This window comes from Autumnicola lenta (assembly GCF_031846515.1).
Classification (GTDB): domain Bacteria; phylum Bacteroidota; class Bacteroidia; order Flavobacteriales; family Flavobacteriaceae; genus Autumnicola; species Autumnicola lenta.
In genome coordinates this window covers 191,487-210,807 of the sequence record NZ_JAVRHO010000004.1, presented here as the reverse complement: position 1 = coordinate 210,807, position 19,321 = coordinate 191,487, and the positions used below count along the sequence as shown (strand labels likewise).

Genomic DNA, 19,321 nt, shown 5'->3' with positions numbered 1-19,321 from the left:
CCTGGGCTGTATTTTTCTCCCTCAGGAATTATTGTTGCTTTATAGTTATCATAAGAACCCTTTGATATGCTGCGGTCTATTACTGAGATAATACCATAATGACGCTGATCTTGCTGAATTTTTTTCCATAGACCTATTATTTTTTCTTTTTCTCCTTCTATTACTTGAAAAAAATTTCCTTCAGAATATAGTAGGACTCCTTTTATATCATTCTGGCTGTTATTCTCTTCGCAAAAAATCAGAAGCTCATTAATTTCTGAAGTAGTTAGGTGCTTATCAGCATTGCTTACATAACAAATGGCATGTCTCATATTTCTGTATTTAAGTTTGATACTATTTTAAAATACCAAAGAATCACATAACTAGCTCAACTATTAATTTTTAATTAACTAATGATTATAATATTATTTTCAATCCAGACTTCAGACCGCAAAATTGCAAAAGCCTTTCCGAAATGAGCGGCTTCTTTAGTGCAATATATTTTCGTGAAGATGTGGAAAATTGGAGCTCAATTCGGTGAGCATTTAAAGACTGTCACCTATGATTTCTTCATTTTCAATTCCTTTTTTGCCAGAACATAGAGCTTCTGATGCAGAAGGCTAAGCTATGATTTATGGTAGAATTACCTACAGAGGGAATCGAGCGGATTTAAATTAAAAAATTTCGTAAAATAATACGGGTTATAGGCTTCCTTTTTGCGGCTCAATCAATTAACGTGTTTTATACAGCGTAGTCACCAAAACTCCTTTATAAGCGGGAGATCTAATCGATAATAACTGTTTTTCTTCTTTTGCCTTGAAGTGAAATGGTGGCGCTGTTATATTTACACCACTTTGCTTTTTTAACCTGATTCCCTGTCCCGAAATAATATCTTTATTGGGTTCAAAATCTTCTTCCGGTAAATGTTCGGTTAGAACAACATACTTGAAATCGTATAATTTTTCTACTACACTTTCTATTTCGGCATTCGATAAATGTTGCAAAACCTGCCTTATAATCGCGCAATCTCCCGGAGGCAGATCATCTTTTGCAATATCTAAAGCATGAAATTCTAAATTAGCTGCCTTGAATTCTTTTTTGTTATGCGCTATAAGTTCAGGAACGACGTCTACAGCGGAATACTTCTTGGAGTACTTCACCAGCTCTTTACCAATATTGAAATCCCCGCACCCCAGATCACAAACTACCGGTAGAGCTTCAAAATCTTTTAAAAAATCTGATACTACAGCTATATATGGATTTACGGTTTCAGGATGATGGGAGCCTAAACCAGAGTAGAATTCAGATTTCTTACCACCCCACAAGTTGTTTTTATAGATCTGCGCCATGGCATCTTTAGTTGGCCAGGGCTTTTTTTGCTGTTTCCTCTTCTCCACAGTATCTGGTATTAAGCCCCAACCCCTCTCACAAACACTTCCACGAACTCCTTCATCTTATTAATGATCCTCTCTCCAATTTCCCGCGCTTTTAAAATACTGGGACGGTTATCAAGGCATTGGAATACTTCATCTCGAAGGGGTTCGTGTTCATTGTAGATGTAGGCATCGATCAAAGATTTAAACTGATTTTTATCAAGGTTTTCCTCATCACATAATTTCGCCAGAGCCAACACCCGCTGGTCGCTCCAGTACTTTTCAAATTCATCGGGAATGGAATCGATGTCATTAATCTTTGGCAGGTTTTCTTCTATAAATTTTTCGATTAATTCCCGCTTACTACGGAGTTCTACGTCTCCTGCAAGCATATCCATTATTTGCTTTTTCTGCTGGGCGGCATTTTTACCTTCGGCTTGTTTCAGTCCGGCGAGTAATTTCAGGATGTAAGCAATATTAATTTCATCACGATGGATCAGTTCCAGTTCAAAATCTACATCATCTAAAATGGAGTCTTTTTGTTTTTGATGGTCACCTTTTGATTTCTCGTATAGATCAAGATATTTGCTTTTATAATCTTCAAAGGTCTGCTCGTTCATGGGTATATCTTCCCAGCTAAAATCGGCAAAGGAAGTCAGGACATTTTTTGCCCTTATCAAAGCTCTAAAAGCCTGAATAAATTCCAGTTCTTCTTCTTCCGAAGGTAAATTGTCCACGCTTTTTACCGTTGGGGCAATCTTCAGTAATTCAATGAAAGCTTCTGAAAACTTTTCTGTGATAACTTCGTAATCGGGGAGTAGGATTTCTTCCCGTGCTTCTTTGCTTGAGAAAAGGGCAATAGCTTCGTCTGTTTCCTTTTTAAGGTTTCTGAAAACCAGAATTTCTCCCTGGGATTTCTTCTCGTCCAGAATCCTGTTGGTACGGGAAAACGCCTGAATTAATCCATGGTGCCGAAGGTTTTTATCTACATATAAGGTATTCACCTTTTTGGCATCAAATCCTGTTAGAAGCATATTCACCACCAGGATAATATCCAAACGGTCTTTTTCCTGGAAACCGACTTTCTCCCGCTCTTTTAACCGTTTGCTAATGTCCTTAAAATAACCTTCAAATTGTTTGCTGTCCCGGGTAGAAAATCCGGTATTGTACATCTTATTGTAATCTTCAATAAATTCGTCCAGCTTTTCCCGGGTGTGACTGGTTTTGTAAACCGGCGCAGCATCTGCAGCCAGTTTCAGGTCTTCCGGAAGCATGCCCTGTGCCTCTTCATCTTCTTCATTTGCTCCGTAAGTAAAGATCGCAGCTACCCACAAATCGTGCTCTCCGGCTTCCTTTTTCTTCTGAAAATGTTCGTAGTAGGTGATAAGGTTTGATATGCTACTAACGGCAAAAATTGAAGAATACTCACGGTTTTTGGTCTTTGTATCGTGGTATTTTATGATATAATCGGTGATCTTTTCCAACCTTTTGGAACTGTTAAGTACCTCCCTCGTATCGATATCTTCAACTTCTATATCAACAAACGTATTGCTCTTGCGTTTATACCTGCCAATATATTCTATGCTAAACCTTAATACATTCTGATCTCTAATGGCATCTGTGATTACATATTTGTGCAAACATTCTCCAAAAAGATCTTTTGTGGTCCTTTTTCCCAGATCGTTTTTCGCTGCATTATCGGCAAAAATCGGCGTTCCGGTAAAACCGAAGAGCTGAATATTTTTAAAGAAGTCGGTGATTTTCTGGTGAGTATCTCCAAACTGACTCCGGTGGCATTCATCAAAAATAAAAATCATCCGCTTGTCCTGCAGATCCTTCATTCGTGACTGATACCTTCCGGGGGAAATAGCGTTATTCAGTTTTTGAATGGTGGTAAGGATAAGTTTACTATCATCGGTAAATTGATCCACCAGGGAATTGGTGTTGTCAGTTACATCTACACTGTCTTTTTTAAAGCTGTTAAACTCCTTCATCGTCTGGTAATCCAGATCTTTCCGGTCTACCACAAAAACGACCTTATGCACCTGCGGAAGATCCATCAGGATCTGGCTGGCTTTAAAGGAAGTGAGGGTTTTACCCGATCCCGTGGTGTGCCAGATGTATCCGTTGTCTGTACTGTTCTTTACCTGATTAATGATTGCTTCGGAAGCATAAAACTGGTAGGGGCGAAGCACCATCAGGATTTTATGGGTTTCATTAAAGACAATGTACCTGGAAAGCATTTTCCCGAGGTGACCAGTATCTAAAAATACTTTCGTAAAAGCCGAAAGTTCTTTGGTATTCCTGTTGTGTACATCTGCCCAGAAGAATGTCTGTTTAAATGTGAGCGTCTGCAGCGGATTATTAGAAAAGTATTTGGTATCGACTCCGTTACTGATCACAAAAAGCTGCACAAAATTAAAAAGTCCGTAGTTGTTCCAGTAGGAGTGGCGTTTGTACCGGTTAATTTGTTTAAAAGCTTCTTTAAGTTCGAGTCCGCGTCTTTTTAGCTCGATCTGTACGAGTGGAAGTCCGTTTACCAGAAGCGTGACATCATATCGGTTTTTGTAGGTTCCTTCCTGTGCAATCTGGTTGGTAACCTGAAATAGATTTTTGGTCCAGTCTTCACCATTAAAGAACCGCACGTAAAATGAATCTTCATTGTCCCGGGTAAGCTGATACCTGCCACGCAAGGTTTTACCTTTTTCAAAAACATTCCCTTTCGCCAGATGGTTTAAGATGCTGCCGAATTCTTTTTCTGAAAAGGAAGTTTCATTAAAAACCTCCAACTGACTTTTAAGATTTGCCAGCACCGTGGCTTCAGAATTTACCTGTACTCTTTTATAGTTCTGGCTTTCCAGTTGCTTTACCAGATTGTTTTCTAATACGGCTTCAGATTGGTAACTCATTTATTTTCTTTTTCAACCGCAAAGTGCGCTCTGCGCTTTTTTCTTTGTGTCCTTTGCGTTTAATTTTTTTCAGAACGCTGCATTTTTCAACCGCCAAGTACGCTAAGGTTTACGCAAAGATCGCAAAGTTTCTCTGCGTCCTTTGCGTTTTTTCTTTGTGTCCTTTGCGGTTAATTTTTTTCAGAACGTTGCATTTTTTACCGCAAAGTGCGCTAAGTTTTACGCAAAGATCGCAAAGTTGGCTCTGCGCCCTCTGCGGTTTTTCTTTGTGTCCTTTGCGGTTAATTTTTTTTCAGGACGCTCCGTTTTTTTACCGCCAAGTACGCTAAGTTTTACGCAAAGATCGCAAAGTTTCTCTGCGTGCTTTGCGGTTTTTTCTTTGTGTCCTTTGCGTTTATTTTTTTTCAGAACGCTACATTTTCTAACCACAAAGTGCGCTAAGTTTTACGCCAAGATCGCTAAGTTGGCTCTGCGCTTTTTCTTTGTGTCCTTTGCGGTTAATTTGTTTTACTGGAAAGTGTGCGAAGAATTTTAAAGTCCATTTGCAACTCTCTTTATTCCATGTTTAAGCATCACAACATTAAAATTTATCAGCAGTCCAAGTTTATAATTGCCCAATTTCATATAGGTTAACGTCTGTGCTAAATGCACATCATGTAATGCTTCCACACTTTTAATTTCAATTACCAGTTTGTTTTCAACAAGAATATCTATCCTGTACCCACAGTTCAGTTTAACCTCTTCAAAAATTATCGGCATTGGTTTTTCTTTTTCAGCAAGTAAACCTGCCTTAGAGATTTTATAAAATAAACATTCCTGATATGCACTCTCAAGAAGGCCGGGTCCCAAGGCTCTATGTACCTCAATACCCAAACCTATAATTCTATTTGCAATTTCATTTTCGGTCATAACCAGTTTTTTTTCTTCACCCAAGAGCGCTAAGGTCTACGCCAAGTTCACTAAGTCTTTCTTTACGCTTCTATAAAAATTTCTTTAAATTTCTTTTCTATTGTCACCTGTTCCTTTTCATTAAGTTGTTTAAACTCTTTCTTTTTTGCCCTGTTCGAAAATGTACCGGCATTTTGTTCGAGGAACCTAACTAATGTTGCCACCATTCTATCGGGCATCTCAAAATTATCATCCAGAAAGCGTTTCATTTCATCGTATTTTAGCAAATAAGAAACTTCATTTGGGATAATAATATCGATTGTTTCCTGCACACAGTCATATAAGAATTCAGCCTGTTTTGTAGCATCGAAATAGCGGTAATAATCGGCAGTTTCATTGAGCACTTCCACATTATTGTTTTCTGTTTGTTTCCATTTAATAAGATCGAGAAGTGGGTGAGAATAAGATTCCAATGTCTTTCTATAATCCTCAATATGGTTAAGGATAGCCGCGGAAACCGGAAATATTACACCTTGTTGTGCAAATTTCATTTTTGCGAGAATATGGTGGATTAAATATCTGTGTACCCTGCCATTGCCATCTTCAAACGGGTGGATAAAGACGAAGCCAAAAGCCACTATTGCTGAAGCCAGAACAGGATTAAATTCTGATTTCTCTAACTTTTCACCTGTAGCAATAAGGCTGTTAATTAGCGGTTCTACGTCTTCGGCCTTTGCTGAAATATGTTCGGGAATTGGTTCCCCGGTTTGCCGGTCATGTTCGCCAACGAAACCTCCCTCTTCCCGAAATCCCATATGGGTAAACCGGGAATTTTCGATAACAATTTGCTGCAATCTTAGCAGCTCATCTGTGGTGAGAGGCTTTGAACCGGCCTGACCAATTGCCTTTCCCCAACGCATGGCGCGATTGTTTCGGGGATTTTCTCCTTCAATACTAAAAGATGCTTTGGAGTCTTTTAATAAAAGAAAGGCCGAGGCACGTTGTAAAACATCCGAATGCAAATTTTTTATAAAGTCCGCTTTTTTGGCCGAATCATACTTCTCGGCATAAGATACAAGCTTTTTGGTTTTAAAGATCAACGGACAGAATCCTATAGTACCCGGAAGGTTATTTGTGATACGGTGCCGGGACGAATTTTCTCCTGAAATTGCATATTGGAGTTTTTCATCCAGAAGGGGGGTGTATTTTATTTTAATGTCGGCATTGGGTATTTGTAACTCTTTATCAAGTAACCATTCGTAGAGGAACCAAATTCTTCTTGTGTAGTGACCTGTTGGTTCTATTTTTAATAAGTTATAAATTTGTTTTGAAGAGAGTTTTAAAAACAGCTTCTTAAAGAAGAGTAGGTGTACCCCTTCGTATTTTAATGCAAAAACCAGATGTTTATATAAAGTGTCTTCAGGAGCATGTTTTGGGGTAAGGACATTCCAGCCTTCCGTTTTATATTTCCGGTTTTTAGAACTTATTAATGAAATAATGTCTGGTGTTGGGACTTCCAATTCAAATGAATTTATGATCGCAGCATACCCAACAATTATTCCTTCCTCAGGAGCTCTACGTCCGTGAAAAACACCTGCTTTATATGAAAAATGTACGCTGTTCATTAATTTCATGAAAAATACCCGCAAAAGGCCTTATAAATATAATTCTAATTTTCCGAAAAGCACCCGCTAATTGTAAAAAACGCACGCGATATTCATTTTTTGTGAAAAACACCCGCTGAAAAAATCATTTTTCAACCGCCAAGAGCGCTAAGTTTTACGCAAAGAGCGCAAAGTTGGCTCTGCGTCCTCTGCGGATTTTTCTTTGTGTTCTTTGCGGTTAATTTTTTTAGAACGCTCCATTTTTGAACCGCCAAGTGCGCTAAGTTTCACGCAAAGATCGCAAAGTTGGCTGTGCGTCCTCTGCGTTTTTCTTTGTGTCCTTTGCGTTTGATTTTTTTCAGAACGCTACATTTTTCTAACCGCCAAGTGCGCTAAGTTTTACGCAAAGATCGCAAAATTTCTCTGCGTCCTCTGCGGTTTTTCTTTGTGTCCTTTGCGGTTAATTTTTTTCAGAACGCTACATTTTTTTAACCGCCAAGTACGCTAAGTTTTACGCAAAGATCGCAAAGTTGGCTGTGCGTCCTCTGCGTTTTTCTTTGTTTCCTTTGCGTTTAATTTTTTTCAGAACGCTACATTTTTTAACCGCCAAGTGCGCTAAGTTTTGCGCAAAGATCGCAAAGTTTCTCTGCGTCCTTTGCGGTTTTTCTTGTGTCCTTTGCGTTTAATTTTTTCAGAACGCTACATTTTCTAACTACAAAGTGCGCTAAGTTTTACGCCAAGATCGCAAAGTTGGCTCTGCGCCCTCTGCGTTTTTCTTTGTGTCCTTTGTGTTTAATTTTTTTCAGAACGCTAAATTTTTTAACCGCAAAGTGCGCTAAGGTTTACGCAAAGATCGCAAAGTTGGCTCTGCGTCCTCTGCGGATTTTTCTTTGTGTCCTTTGCGGTTAATTTTTTTCAGAACGCTACATTTTTCTAACCGCCAAGTGCGCTAAGTTTTACGCAAAGATCGCAAAGTTGGCTCTGCGTCCTTTGTGGTTTTTCTTTGTGTCCTTTGCGGTTAATTTTTTTCAGAACGCTACATTTTCAACCGCCAAGTGCGCTAAGTTTTACGCAAAGATCGCTAAGCTTCTCTGCGTTCTTTGCGGATTTTCTTTGTGTCCTTTGCGGTTAATATTTTCATTCTTCAATTACATCCATGCCGATAATTGGCATTTTTGGACACCGACTTTTTCTAACCGCAAAGTGCGCTAAGTTTTACGCAAAGATCGCAAAGTTTCTCTGCGTCCTCTGCGGATTTTTCTTTGTGTCCTTTGCATATAATTTTTTTCAGAACGCTACATTTTTTTACCGCAAAGTGCGCTAAGTTTTACGCCAAGATCGCAAAGTTCTTCTGCGCCCTCTGCGTTTTTCTTTGTGTCCTTTGCGTATAATTTTTTCAGAACGCTGCATTTTTCAACCGCCAAGTGCGCTAAGTTTTACGCCAAGATCGCTAAGCTTCTCTGCGTCCTTTGCGGTTTTTCTTTGTGTTCTTTGCGGTTATTTTTTCATTTATTTTATTTACACAAACATTTGCTGTAAAAGCCCTTTTTTAAAGCTTTGGGTCTGACTAATCTCTTCTGAAACTGCTTCAAATTTTTTATCAATGGCAGATAAAAAACCTGCTATTTTTTGTTGTTCCTGAATGCATGGAATTTCCAATTTCAGGTTCTTTAATTGGCTTGAGTAAAGATGCATAACTGAGCTTCCCTGGGAAAGTTTTGCAATATCATTTTTTAAATGTCCATTGAGGTAATAAGCCAGAAATACTCCATTAAAATTTCCACGTATAATATTAAGATCACCTCCTAAACCGATACCATTTTGTAAAACACAAGATGCTGTAGCAATATCAATCCGAGTTTCGCCAGAAGCCGGAATAATAACATCTCCTGCTTCACTTAGCGTTAAATGCTTCTTTAAAAGATTTGTTTTAGAGTGAGTAATATCAATAGTTTCTTTATAAACTGTATATAATTCGCCATATCTAATACAAGGAGTCTCTCCGTCCATAGAAACATCATTTTTAGAAATTCCTTTTCCCTTTGAAAAAGCTGCTATTTCCCTCAACTTTTTCTCTTCCCACTCCGGAAACTCTTTCCCATCCTCATCCTTAAACCTGATCTCCTGCGAAAACAACTGCTGCATCACACCTTTTTTATAGGTTTCCAGCAATTCTTTTTTGCGGCTAAGCTGTTGGATCTTTTTATCTGCCGCAGAAAGGAAGGAGGCGATTTTTTGTTGTTCTGGGAGGGAAGGGATTTGTACTTTCATCACCAAAAAGTTTGGCTTCGAAATATTTTTCATAGTTCCGCTTGTACCTGTGGCTATTGCTTTAAGGTTGTGTCGGACTTTATTAGTAATTAGAAAGTAGCTTAGCCACCTACTATTACATCTGTTATGATCAATAACTGTTTGCCATAAACGATCCGGAATAAACAAATTCTGTAAATCCTTATTTACGTAACCACTTTCTCCTACGAGTTGGGGGGTGTTCATCCTGCTAATTATTATCTCTCCTTTTTTAGGATTAAGTCTTGATCTGGAAAGTTCTTCAGAAAGTATTTTTTTATTTTCTCCTGCAAAAAATCCTCCTTTTGAAACACAATTTGTTTTTAAGATACCAGCTTCAGTTTTACTCTGAATTGGAAAATCTTCAGAATTAACACTCACACCTGAATTTAATTCTTTTATTAAATCGTGTAATTTTTGATTTTGAAAGTTGCCGGAATAATCCCTAAATCTTAGTTTCGGAACAGCCTCTGTTTTCTGTTTCTCTATTTCCTGTAATTCTTGTGTCATAATTATGAGATGCTGAAACAACTTCACACTTCGACAAGCTCACACTTCGACAAGCTCTGTGTGACTGTTTCATTAATTAAAAAGGTTGTTCTATTCCTAACTGGTTACAGAAATCGGCTATTTCAGCATCTGTAGTTTTGATATCCTGTTCTAAATTTTTTAATTCCGAGGCAATCGCTTTAAGATCAACCGGTTCTTCTTCTTCAAAAGTATCTACATAACGCGGGATGTTCAGGTTATAATCGTTTTCCTTTACTTCTTCCAAAGTTGCCACATAGCTGTATTTGTCAATACTGCTTCGGTTTTTATAAGTATCGATGATTTTTTCTACATCTTTTTCGCGCAGGTAATTTTGAGTTTTGATCTTCTCATAATGTTCACTGCTGTCAATAAACAGAATGTCTTTGCTGTCTTCCCGGCTTTTCTTCAGCACTAAAATACAGGTGGGAATACCGGTACCATAGAAAACATTGGCAGGTAAACCTATTACCGCATCCAGGTAATTCCGGTCTTTGATCAAAAACTTACGAATATGACCTTCGGCTGCACCACGAAACAAGACTCCGTGCGGCAACACACAAGCCATCGTCCCGGTTTCAGAAAGCTGGTGCACCATATGTTGCACAAAAGCAAAATCGGCTTTGGTTTTAGGCGCGAGTTTTCCGTAAGGGGAGAAGCGGTCGTCACTCATAAAAAGCGGACTCGCACTCCATTTTGCAGAAAACGGCGGATTGGCAACAATAGCCTCAAAACGTTCATCGATATGCTCCGGGGAAGGATTTTCCAGCGTATCTTCGTTATGAATATCAAAACGTTTGTAATGCACATCGTGCATAATCATATTCATCCTGCACAGGTTGTACGTGGTAGGATTGCTTTCCTGGCCATAAAAAGCACCAACTTCAGTCTCTTTGGAAACCCGAAGTAAAAGAGAGCCCGATCCACAGGTAGGATCATAAACATTCCTGATTTGTTCTTTACCAATGGTTACCAGTTTTGCAAGGACTTTACTTACCTGTTGCGGGGTATAAAATTCCCCGGCTTTTTTCCCGGCGCCTGAAGCGAATTTCCCAATCAGGTACTCATAAGCATCGCCTAAAACATCACTTTTGGTATTTTCGAGATCAAAATCTACTTCGTCAAGATGCGTAAGAACCTTTACGATAAGTTCGTTTTTAGCTTCTTCGCTTTTACCGAGTTTGCTGCTGGTAAGGTCGAGGTCTTCAAAAAGATTTCCGAAGTCTTCCTCGCTCTCGCTGCCCATGGTACTCTGCTCAATATTGGAAAGTACTTTGGACAGGTCACCAAGTATAAATTTGCTCTTTCCGTTGCCGTTACCGCGGCGGGCAAGTTCGCTAAAGAGTTCAGAAGGTTTTAGATAATATCCCAGGTGCACCAGGGCGTCTTCTTTTACCGCTTCAAGATAAATATCTTCCTGTGGATGTCCTTCAAGTTGCCTGAAGGTGAGCCCGTCCGGCTTCAGGATCTTATCTGCATGAAGTTCCATCTTGCGGCTCAGGTACTTGTAAAAAATAAATCCTAATATATAATCACGGAATTCATCGGCACCCATTTTACCACGTAAGGTATTGGCGATATTCCAGAGTTGTTGTTCCAGCTTTTGTTTGGCTTCGGTCATTTTATTAATTCATTAGATTTGGAAGGCTGCTTATTTTGCCAATTATCGGCTTCCATTGGGTAGGGACAATAGAATTAAAATCGTAGGAGTAAATCTAAATATTTTCTTAAAGCTTTGAAAGCGGTTTTGTTTAAAAAGATAAAGAGATCTGGTTTTTTACAACTGCAATCTTTTCCGGAGCTTTATAAAGTCTTCTGAAATGACGCTAAAGTTACATAGGAAATCCATTAGAAGTACTTATCTTGAAGTAAACGGTTTTTGAGCAACAGGCAGATGTTGGATCACGGAAGAATTGTAGTGCAGGAGGAAGTAAAAATTTGATCAATAAAAAATCATGAAATGCCGGTTATCAGATTAGAAACTCATATTAAAGCGAACAGGAAAATTGTTTTTGATTTATCCAGAAGCATAGATTTTCAATCAGAAGCTGTTAAATCTTCAAATGAAAGAGCGGTTGCAGGAAAAACCAGCGGCTTAATAGGTTTAAATGAAACTGTTACCTGGCATGGGAAACACCTTGGGGTACGGCAACATCTTACTACCCGAATGACAGACTTTGATCTGCCAAATTTCTTTGCAGATGAAATGGAAAAAGGTGCTTTTAAAAGCATAAGGCATGAACATTATTTCTCCACAACCGAAGAAGGAACATTAATGAAAGATGTCTTTAAATTCCGGGCTCCGCTAGGTATTTTAGGCTGGCTGGCAAACAAATTATTCCTTAAAAGCTATATGACCAATTTTCTAAAAGGGCGCAACAGGTTCCTTAAAGAATATGCAGAAAGCGGCAGGTGGCGGGAAGTGCTTCCGGAAAATTATATGTAGGCAGTGAGCAGTAGTGAGTAGGAAGTAAACAGTCATTTACTATACAATTAAGACATTGTGCAATAATCAGGAAACGATAAATAGGCTTAATTTCTGAAGTCGTACTTCTAACTTTTCACTTCGTCCTTCTAAAAACTTATGTGTAAGTGCCTGCCCGAGAAAAGCTTCTAAGAAAGAGGTCTTGATTCTGTGATCTCGCAGGATCTTAAGGGGAGAAATCTGCCGTTGTCTTTTTGTTAAACCTGCTTTGGTCGTATCTATAAAATCATTATTTTTAGTCTGAAATTACTGAAATGGTCTTTCTTCGGTCTCTTTACATTTTTTCCGAAGGGAGGTGCGAGATAGCTCGCCTGCAGCAGGTCATCAAATAAAACAATTTCGGACAGCAATAAGGAGCGTGATCCTTTCTTGCTCATTCCAACTTTCTTTAATGCTCTTTAATCTTTTTCAACTTCCTGTTTCCCAGTCTGAATTTGGTTTTCAGCTTCTGCTTTCTCTCTTTTTCACTTTCCTTGTCCTGTATTATCTGTAGATAAAATTTAGCTCCTGAATTTTCAAAAGAAATTTTTTCAGGTAGTTTAATTCCGTCCCGGCTCTTGAGAATGTTATTCCAGGGAACAGATATCCAAATATTGTAATACTCTCCGGGTATCATTTCGCCTTCCACAAAAAACTGAAGCGCAGTGGATTGGACCTGTGTGCGGGGAATCATGATTTTCCCGTCTATAACTTCAAAAGATTGCTTAATGGGCCGTAACTGTAATTTTTCAAAGCGCTCTTCTTTTAATAGAAATATGTTTTCTATTAAGGGTTCATAATCATATAAGGCTAAATTTTTGAGATTTACCATAACACTCCCATTAAGGGAATTTATATCCAGTTTGCCGTCTTTGTTAAGAATTCCGTTAACATCGAACTCAAGACCCAGGTTTCCACTTATCTTTTCCGCCTTCCGGAGTTCATCATGCTTAAAGTAGTTTAGATCCTTTACCATGTCTTTGATATTGATGTCCTGAATATTCACCTTTATATTAACAGGTAAATATTGTGCAGTACCAACTCCGGCTTTTAGCATGAGATCTATCGAACCTTCAGAATAGTTAAGCCTGGTGGCGTCTATTACAATATCCCCGCTGTCGTTAAAACCAATTTCTGAAGTAAAATCTGAAACAGAGAAGTTATCATAAATCAGGGAGTCGATCTCAATACTTGCTGAAGGAAAATAAGAATTATTAATGCTGCTAAGTATTTCTTTCAGGTTCTCTATTTCGAACTTTTGATTTTTGGCACTGTCTTTTTCCTTTTTAGTGTTGCCAAGGAACTTCTTAATATCTTTACTGTTCAGGTGTGGAGAATTAATACTGAACGAGGAGCGATGAGAATTTATCGCCTGATCATTATTTATAAAATTGGAGAAGTTGTCGATTTGACCGGTGATATCTACGGAACTTTTACCGGGAAGTTCAACATCAAGTTTTTCCAGCGTCGCGAGGTTGTTTAAGATGTATAAGTGCAGACTGTCCACCGGAATCTGAATATCGGTGTTCTCAATGTCTACCAATGTTGAGCCTAAAATTAAATCTCCCCGGGCATTTGAATTTAGAATTTTAAGATCCTGCGCCTTACCTTCATAACTTCCATTAAACTTGAAGTCACCGGATTGTAGTTTGAAATTAACGGTTTGTAACAAGTCATTGAGATCTTTAGATTTTCCTTCAGCTTCAGCAGAAAACCTAAAATTAAATGGGTTTTGATTACCTTTTGAATTTTCAGTGTTTTGCGCTGCAAGTTCGCCTTTTATCAATGCTTTAGAATCTTTAAACCAAACACTAAGTTCGTCAAGTTTAAGTATGGAATCATTTTTAAAGTAGACTTTAGCTGCCATATCCCTTGTAACAATATCCTGATACTTTAAAGAATCTACTGCTACTTTAAATTCCGGATTAAATTTGTAAATGTCAGCAAATACTGCGGCGAGATCACGATTTTTAAGAGTTCCATCTGCAGCCTCAAAATCCATAGAATTTACTGTTTTAATCCAATCATCTATATTCATAAAAGCTGCATCTAATGCTATATATATCTTTCCGTTAGTATCCAGATTATCCAGTAAAAACCCCGGAAATTCTTCTATTCGGCCTAGCAGGGCAAAAGGATGATGATCACCCACTTCCATAACAAATCTATTCAGGTTGATATTAGAGTCATGAACCGTTACCTTCAGAGAATCTAACTCGATATCGATAGCTGCTTCGGGGTAATAAAATTTAGCGTCTATGAGTTTAAGATCTCCATTTGCATTATTTAGTAGCTGTTCAAATCTGTAGACATTACCTGTTACATTTCCGGAGAAGCTGAATTCGCCGGATTTAATATCCATCAGCTGAATCTTAAAAAGATCCTGGAAAACCTTAATTGGTCCTGAAGATTCTGTAGCTACGTCAATAACTATGGGCTCTTTAATGCTATTACCAGGTTCCGGAATTTGTAATGTTCCATGTAGATTAGTGATAGCACCCTGATAGTTAAAGCTTAAGTGGCCTAAACGAACGGTTTCTGCATCAATGAACTCGATATCTGCCACCAGATTGTCAAAACTTATCGAATCATATTCTACGGAATTTAAATTTAATCTTAAAATTGGCTGAAATCTCCTGTAAATCGCCTCAAAGGTCTCATGCAGCGTTTTTAGATTATTGGCTTCTTTTTCTGAAGAAGGTATAAATTCCGTTGCTGTGGTAATAAGATCATTGATGTTTAAAGCATCAGATTGGAGTGATACATCTGCAACGGCTGGATTTGCAGGTACGTCTGCAATGAGGGAAGAAATATTTTTTATAGTTCCTTTAAAGATTAGCTGCTCCTCATTTGGCAGATTTATAATAAGATTTTCCAGAATAGCATTCTGATCGTTCAGTTTCAGGTCAACAGTTTCAACGGGTAGCTGGAGATTATTCTTTTGAAGAACTACTCTTGTATTTTTAAGGGTAAATCTTCCGGTAGCGGCATTAAAAACCTCGGAGGTACTGGTAACCGCGCCGTTAATATTAGCTTGGAGATCGAAATTGCCACCAATGAATTTGAAGTTTTCATTTTGTAAAACCTTAGCCAGCGTTTCATTAGGACCATACATCTCTACAGCAGCATTTACATAATTCAAAGATTCATCTGAAGATTGATAGTAAGAATTACTGGCGGCAATTTTAATATCGTCCCAATCTGCTGTGAAATTTTGCAATAAAACTTTGATATCACGTCGTGACGGTTGTTGCTGACCAATGTTCTGGTGTTGGTTAAGAGTATTAGTTAAATATCCATTTAAATCAACATGATCTAATACGATACTATCATTAATTTTAACCCTGTTATTAGTGGTAGAAAATTCGGCATCTATAAGAGGAACATCACCAATCGCAAATTTCCCCTCAAGGTTAATTTTCGTGTCCAGGGGTTCCAGAATTTCATAGAAAGATAATTTTGCAGCAATGCTATCGGCCAAAAGCTCTTTGATCTCCTGAAAATTAGTTTCGGGATTTTCGAGTGAAAAACGATACGCCGTAACTTCATTAAAATCAAAATCTGCCTTTGTATTGAATGTCTGGTTTCCCACTTCAAGAATAAATTCCGGAATACTTAGTTTGTTGTTAAACTGCTCCAATACAAATTTCGGGTTCCCACTAACCATCGTACTGCTTAAGAAACTACCTTTTTTAGTGTTAAATCCCAGATCCTGAACCATGACTTCAAAGTCGAGAATTCCTGTAATCGTTTCATTTTTAGTTCTAATTTCTCCTGATGCATCGTGTAATTCCAGATTAAAATATTTGTTCAGCATCGAGTCCTTAGAAACGAATATTACATCTCGTAAACTGAACTTGGTGTGGTTGGAAATCCACCCCGGCAGTTTCAATCCCCTGGAAGAATTAGATTGCATTTGTTTTTTTAACCTGCGATAATTCGAAACGGTTTTCTTTGAAATAACTTCTGAATGTATTTCAGCATTTTCGATTCTAATATTTCTGAATCGAAGATTACCACTTAAAAGATCTGTGGCAGCAATACTTACCTGAGCTTTGTCAATAGCAACCGAAGAGTTTTTATCCAGGATCGTATCAAAACTTGTTTGATATATGTCTTTAATAGTAAAACCAACATTTGGGAATCCATATATAAAAGTGGCGTTTACTTCACCAATTTCCAGGCGGCCATTGTTATTTTCCTGATACCATTCCTGTAGTTCATCTATAAGCAGGTCTCTGTTAAGCCAGCCTATTGTGAATAGCAGTGTGGGTACCAGCAGTAGAATAGCCAGGAGAATCCCTGCCCGTTTGAGCCAAATTAGAGTGGTTTTTTTATCTTCCGGAGCTTCAGATTTCATAGGTTATAGGTTGATATACCTGGCAAAAATCAGTTGTTAGCTTATCACCAATATAAATCAATAGAAAGGAACTAGTTACTTTTTTGCTGCGTCATAAATTCTACAAATATCGTAAATCAGTCCGTCACTCTAACATTCGGTAAGATATTTACATTTTCGGCTTAATGATCTCTGCGGTTTAACAGGAAAAGTCTAAAAGCCGTCTGAGAGAATAGCTCATCAAAAACTACGATTAGTGTAAAATTCCGCATTCTTAGTGAGTATTTTGGCAAAATGCTGTACAAAAATCAGATGCTGATTCCCACTCCAAAATTTAAATTGGAGGTATATTCTCGTGTATTAAGCGGAGTTTTACTGTCGAAGTAGTAATTGTAAAGGGTGAAAACTTTAAACCAGCTGGAAAGAGGAATGTCCATGCGGAATTGTTCCAGGATCCTGTAGTCGCTAAAGTTCCTGTAAAGCGGTTGATAATAAACGGTATTGGCAATTGAAAATTTTCCAGATTCTGCAGAATATGATAAAGTAAGATAGGTGCTGTTTCGATGATTATAATATGTAGTTCCAGCCCTATCGCTAGTTTCCATTTCATACATATAGCTGTTGCCCGCATAGCCGGTAAATCGTTTTCTATCCATCCATTTAGCCCGAAGCCCGGCACCTATCAGGTTACGTTGTTCAACAACTAATAGCTGGTTATATTGTCCCTGAAGAAAAGTTTCAAATCTTAAGACCTGATTAAATTTATAATTAAATCTGCCATGAAGGAACCATGTATTCTGAAGGTTCTCTGCTTCGGAATCAATAAGATTATAATTTCCCAGGAGGAAGTAAATCTTCCGAAGGTCCTTCGATTTCAGTTGAGTGCTGAAGGCAGTAGTTATCTGGTTTACCTGGCTCCCGTCATTATTGGTATGATTAAAGGAGAAATCTGCATTCAGTGTAAATCTTACCGAATCGGTCTGCATGCGTTTGGCTTCAATATTCACAAGTTGTGCAGATAAGAGGCCCGGGATTAGTATAAATAAGCTTATAAAAAGAATTCTAGTCATAACTTGCAATTAAAGCCAAATTTAAAAAAACATCTTTTCAAAAAACACTACCAGCACCAATTAACTTTTTAAGGCTGTAGAAAATCCTGCAAGTGTTATAAAGAAGTAAATTGTCCAAAATCTAATCCTTCATTTAAATAAGCCCTAATTCCTCCTGAATCGATCAAAAATTATTTCCACATTTTTCACAAAGTGCATCTTAATGGGTGGGATTGGCCAAATACTGAAGTTTGAGACGCAACCTTTTCCCGGTTAAGGCATCTAATAAGTATAAAATCAATTAATATATGAACAAATCATACATCTTCCTGTCGTTTGCCCTGTTGCTTTTTTATTCCTGTGAAACAGATAATGTGCCTGGTCAACAAGTAGCTCCGCAATTAGGTTTTTCGAATAGTACTGACGGTTTAATTGCCCCAGAAGTCGGCGGGGATAATTACAATGAAATTATTGAAAACCCTTTTATAAAAGTTGAAGACCAGGCTGTCTCCACATTCTCTATAGATGCGGATGGGGCTTCTTATGGAAATGTAAGGCGATTTTTGATGAGTGATAACCAGTTACCTCCAAAAAATGCGGTTCGCACTGAGGAGATGATCAATTACTTCAACCTGGATTATGATTTTACAGAGAGCAATCATCCCATAAGCTTAAATGGAGAAATCAGTAATACTCCCTGGAATAATGAAACTAAGCTTATAAGAATTGGAATTAAAGGAAAACCAATGCCTGAGCCTTTGCCGCCATCCAATTTCGTTTTCTTAATAGATGTTTCCGGCTCTATGGGAAGCGAGGATAAGTTGGAGCTTCTAAAAAACGGATTTAAAAGTCTTGTAAATGAGTTCACTTCACAAGATAGAATAGCTATAGTTACCTATGCAGGTTCTTCTGCTGTGGTGCTGGAATCTACTCCGGGAAATGAAAAAGATAAAATCATAGCCGCCATAGATAGGTTAGGTTCCGGAGGGAGCACTGCAGGTTCTGAAGGAATAAAAACTGCTTATGAAATAGCTGCTGCAAATTTTTTGGAAAATGGCAATAATAGGGTAATACTGGGGAGCGATGGTGATTTTAACGTAGGAGTAACGAGCCAGGAAGAATTAATAGAATTAATTGAGGAAAAACGGGAAAGTGGAATATTTCTAACTGCATTAGGTGTTGGTCGGGGTAATTTAAACGATGCTGTCATGGAGCAAATAGCTAATAACGGGAATGGCACCTATGAATATATTGATAATCTTGAGCAGTTGAGAAAAGTATTTATTTATGAATATAACAAGTTTTTTACCGTAGCTAAAGACGTGAAAATCCAGGTAAAATTTGATATTAAAAATGTTGAGGCCTACAGACTTATCGGATATGAGAACCGTATTTTAGAGGAAGATGATTTTGAAGACGATGAGGAAGATGCCGGTGAGATAGGAGCCGGGCAGAATATTACTGCAATATATGAAGTTATACCATCCAGGAACCCCCAATATTCCACCATACCTTCTCTAGAGGTAGATTTTAGGTACAAGGAGCCTAATTCCGGTTCCAGTGAACTTTTAGGTTTGGAGATTTTTGATGAAGGAAAGACTTTTGCAGAATCTTCAGATTTCATGAAATTTACGGCAAGTGTAGCTTCTTTTTCAATGTTACTCCGCGATTCTGAATATAAAGGGAGCAGTGAATACGACAAAATATTGAGTTGGCTGAGCACTGTTAATCTTACCGATGAACATGGTTTTAAAGCTGAGCTAAAAACGTTAGTAGAAAAAGCTAAAGATCTTTAGAAACGGAAAACACATAAAGTCTCTTTTCCGGAATATAGCTATTCACTTTTAGCAAGTCTATTTCTTAGTAAAAGGTCTTTGCCCAGAAAATGGGATGCTTGAA

General features: G+C 38.0%; 12 protein-coding genes. 2 read left to right on the top strand and 10 right to left on the bottom strand.

The genetic code is table 11. The features are described from left to right. The 7 genes from RM545_RS04285 to RM545_RS04255 all read right to left on the bottom strand — a co-directional run. On the bottom strand, window positions 1-311 hold a 311-nt coding region (locus RM545_RS04285), incomplete at its 3' end, for a BLUF domain-containing protein (protein WP_311494077.1). A gap of 399 nt (window positions 312-710) precedes the next feature. Beyond that, window positions 711-1,328, bottom strand: coding sequence for a class I SAM-dependent methyltransferase (locus RM545_RS04280; RefSeq protein WP_311494084.1), 618 nt, complete (start codon window positions 1,326-1,328; stop codon window positions 711-713). 59 nt (window positions 1,329-1,387) lie between these two features. Further along, window positions 1,388-4,261, bottom strand: a complete 2,874-nt coding sequence (locus RM545_RS04275; RefSeq protein ID WP_311494076.1) for a type I restriction endonuclease subunit R — start codon at window positions 4,259-4,261, stop codon at window positions 1,388-1,390. A 531-nt stretch (window positions 4,262-4,792) separates the two neighbouring features. Next, a complete protein-coding gene (locus tag RM545_RS04270) occupies window positions 4,793-5,170 on the bottom strand; it encodes a GxxExxY protein (protein WP_311494075.1) in 378 nt (125 codons plus the stop codon). 62 nt (window positions 5,171-5,232) lie between these two features. Then, window positions 5,233-6,774 carry a Fic family protein gene (locus RM545_RS04265; protein ID WP_311494074.1) on the bottom strand — a complete coding sequence of 514 codons (1,542 nt, stop codon included), beginning with the start codon at window positions 6,772-6,774 and terminating at the stop codon, window positions 5,233-5,235. A gap of 1,497 nt (window positions 6,775-8,271) precedes the next feature. Continuing rightward, a complete protein-coding gene (locus RM545_RS04260) occupies window positions 8,272-9,552 on the bottom strand; it encodes a restriction endonuclease subunit S (protein ID WP_311494073.1) in 1,281 nt (426 codons plus the stop codon). A gap of 76 nt (window positions 9,553-9,628) precedes the next feature. Next, the gene (locus RM545_RS04255; RefSeq protein WP_311494072.1) at window positions 9,629-11,191 is read right to left on the bottom strand and encodes a type I restriction-modification system subunit M; all 1,563 of its coding nucleotides are present in this window, start codon (window positions 11,189-11,191) and stop codon (window positions 9,629-9,631) included. 339 nt (window positions 11,192-11,530) lie between these two features. Here RM545_RS04255 and RM545_RS04250 point away from each other — a divergent pair, with 339 nt between their 5' ends. Next, a complete protein-coding gene (locus tag RM545_RS04250; RefSeq protein ID WP_311494071.1) occupies window positions 11,531-12,016 on the top strand; it encodes an SRPBCC family protein in 486 nt (161 codons plus the stop codon). Between the two features lie 257 nt (window positions 12,017-12,273). On the opposite strand, the gene RM545_RS04245 is transcribed toward RM545_RS04250, so the two are convergent. From RM545_RS04245 to RM545_RS04235, 3 genes are all read right to left on the bottom strand, one after another. Next, the gene (locus RM545_RS04245; protein ID WP_311494070.1) at window positions 12,274-12,432 is read right to left on the bottom strand and encodes a hypothetical protein; all 159 of its coding nucleotides are present in this window, start codon (window positions 12,430-12,432) and stop codon (window positions 12,274-12,276) included. 11 nt (window positions 12,433-12,443) lie between these two features. Continuing rightward, entirely contained in the window at window positions 12,444-16,394 is a 3,951-nt protein-coding gene (locus RM545_RS04240; protein ID WP_311494069.1) for an AsmA family protein, read from the bottom strand. 287 nt (window positions 16,395-16,681) lie between these two features. After that, window positions 16,682-17,443, bottom strand: coding sequence for a DUF481 domain-containing protein (locus RM545_RS04235; protein WP_311494068.1), 762 nt, complete (start codon window positions 17,441-17,443; stop codon window positions 16,682-16,684). Between the two features lie 287 nt (window positions 17,444-17,730). Here RM545_RS04235 and RM545_RS04230 point away from each other — a divergent pair, with 287 nt between their 5' ends. Continuing rightward, a complete protein-coding gene (locus RM545_RS04230) occupies window positions 17,731-19,218 on the top strand; it encodes a vWA domain-containing protein (RefSeq protein WP_311494067.1) in 1,488 nt (495 codons plus the stop codon). The last annotated feature ends 103 nt before the right edge of the window (window positions 19,219-19,321 follow it).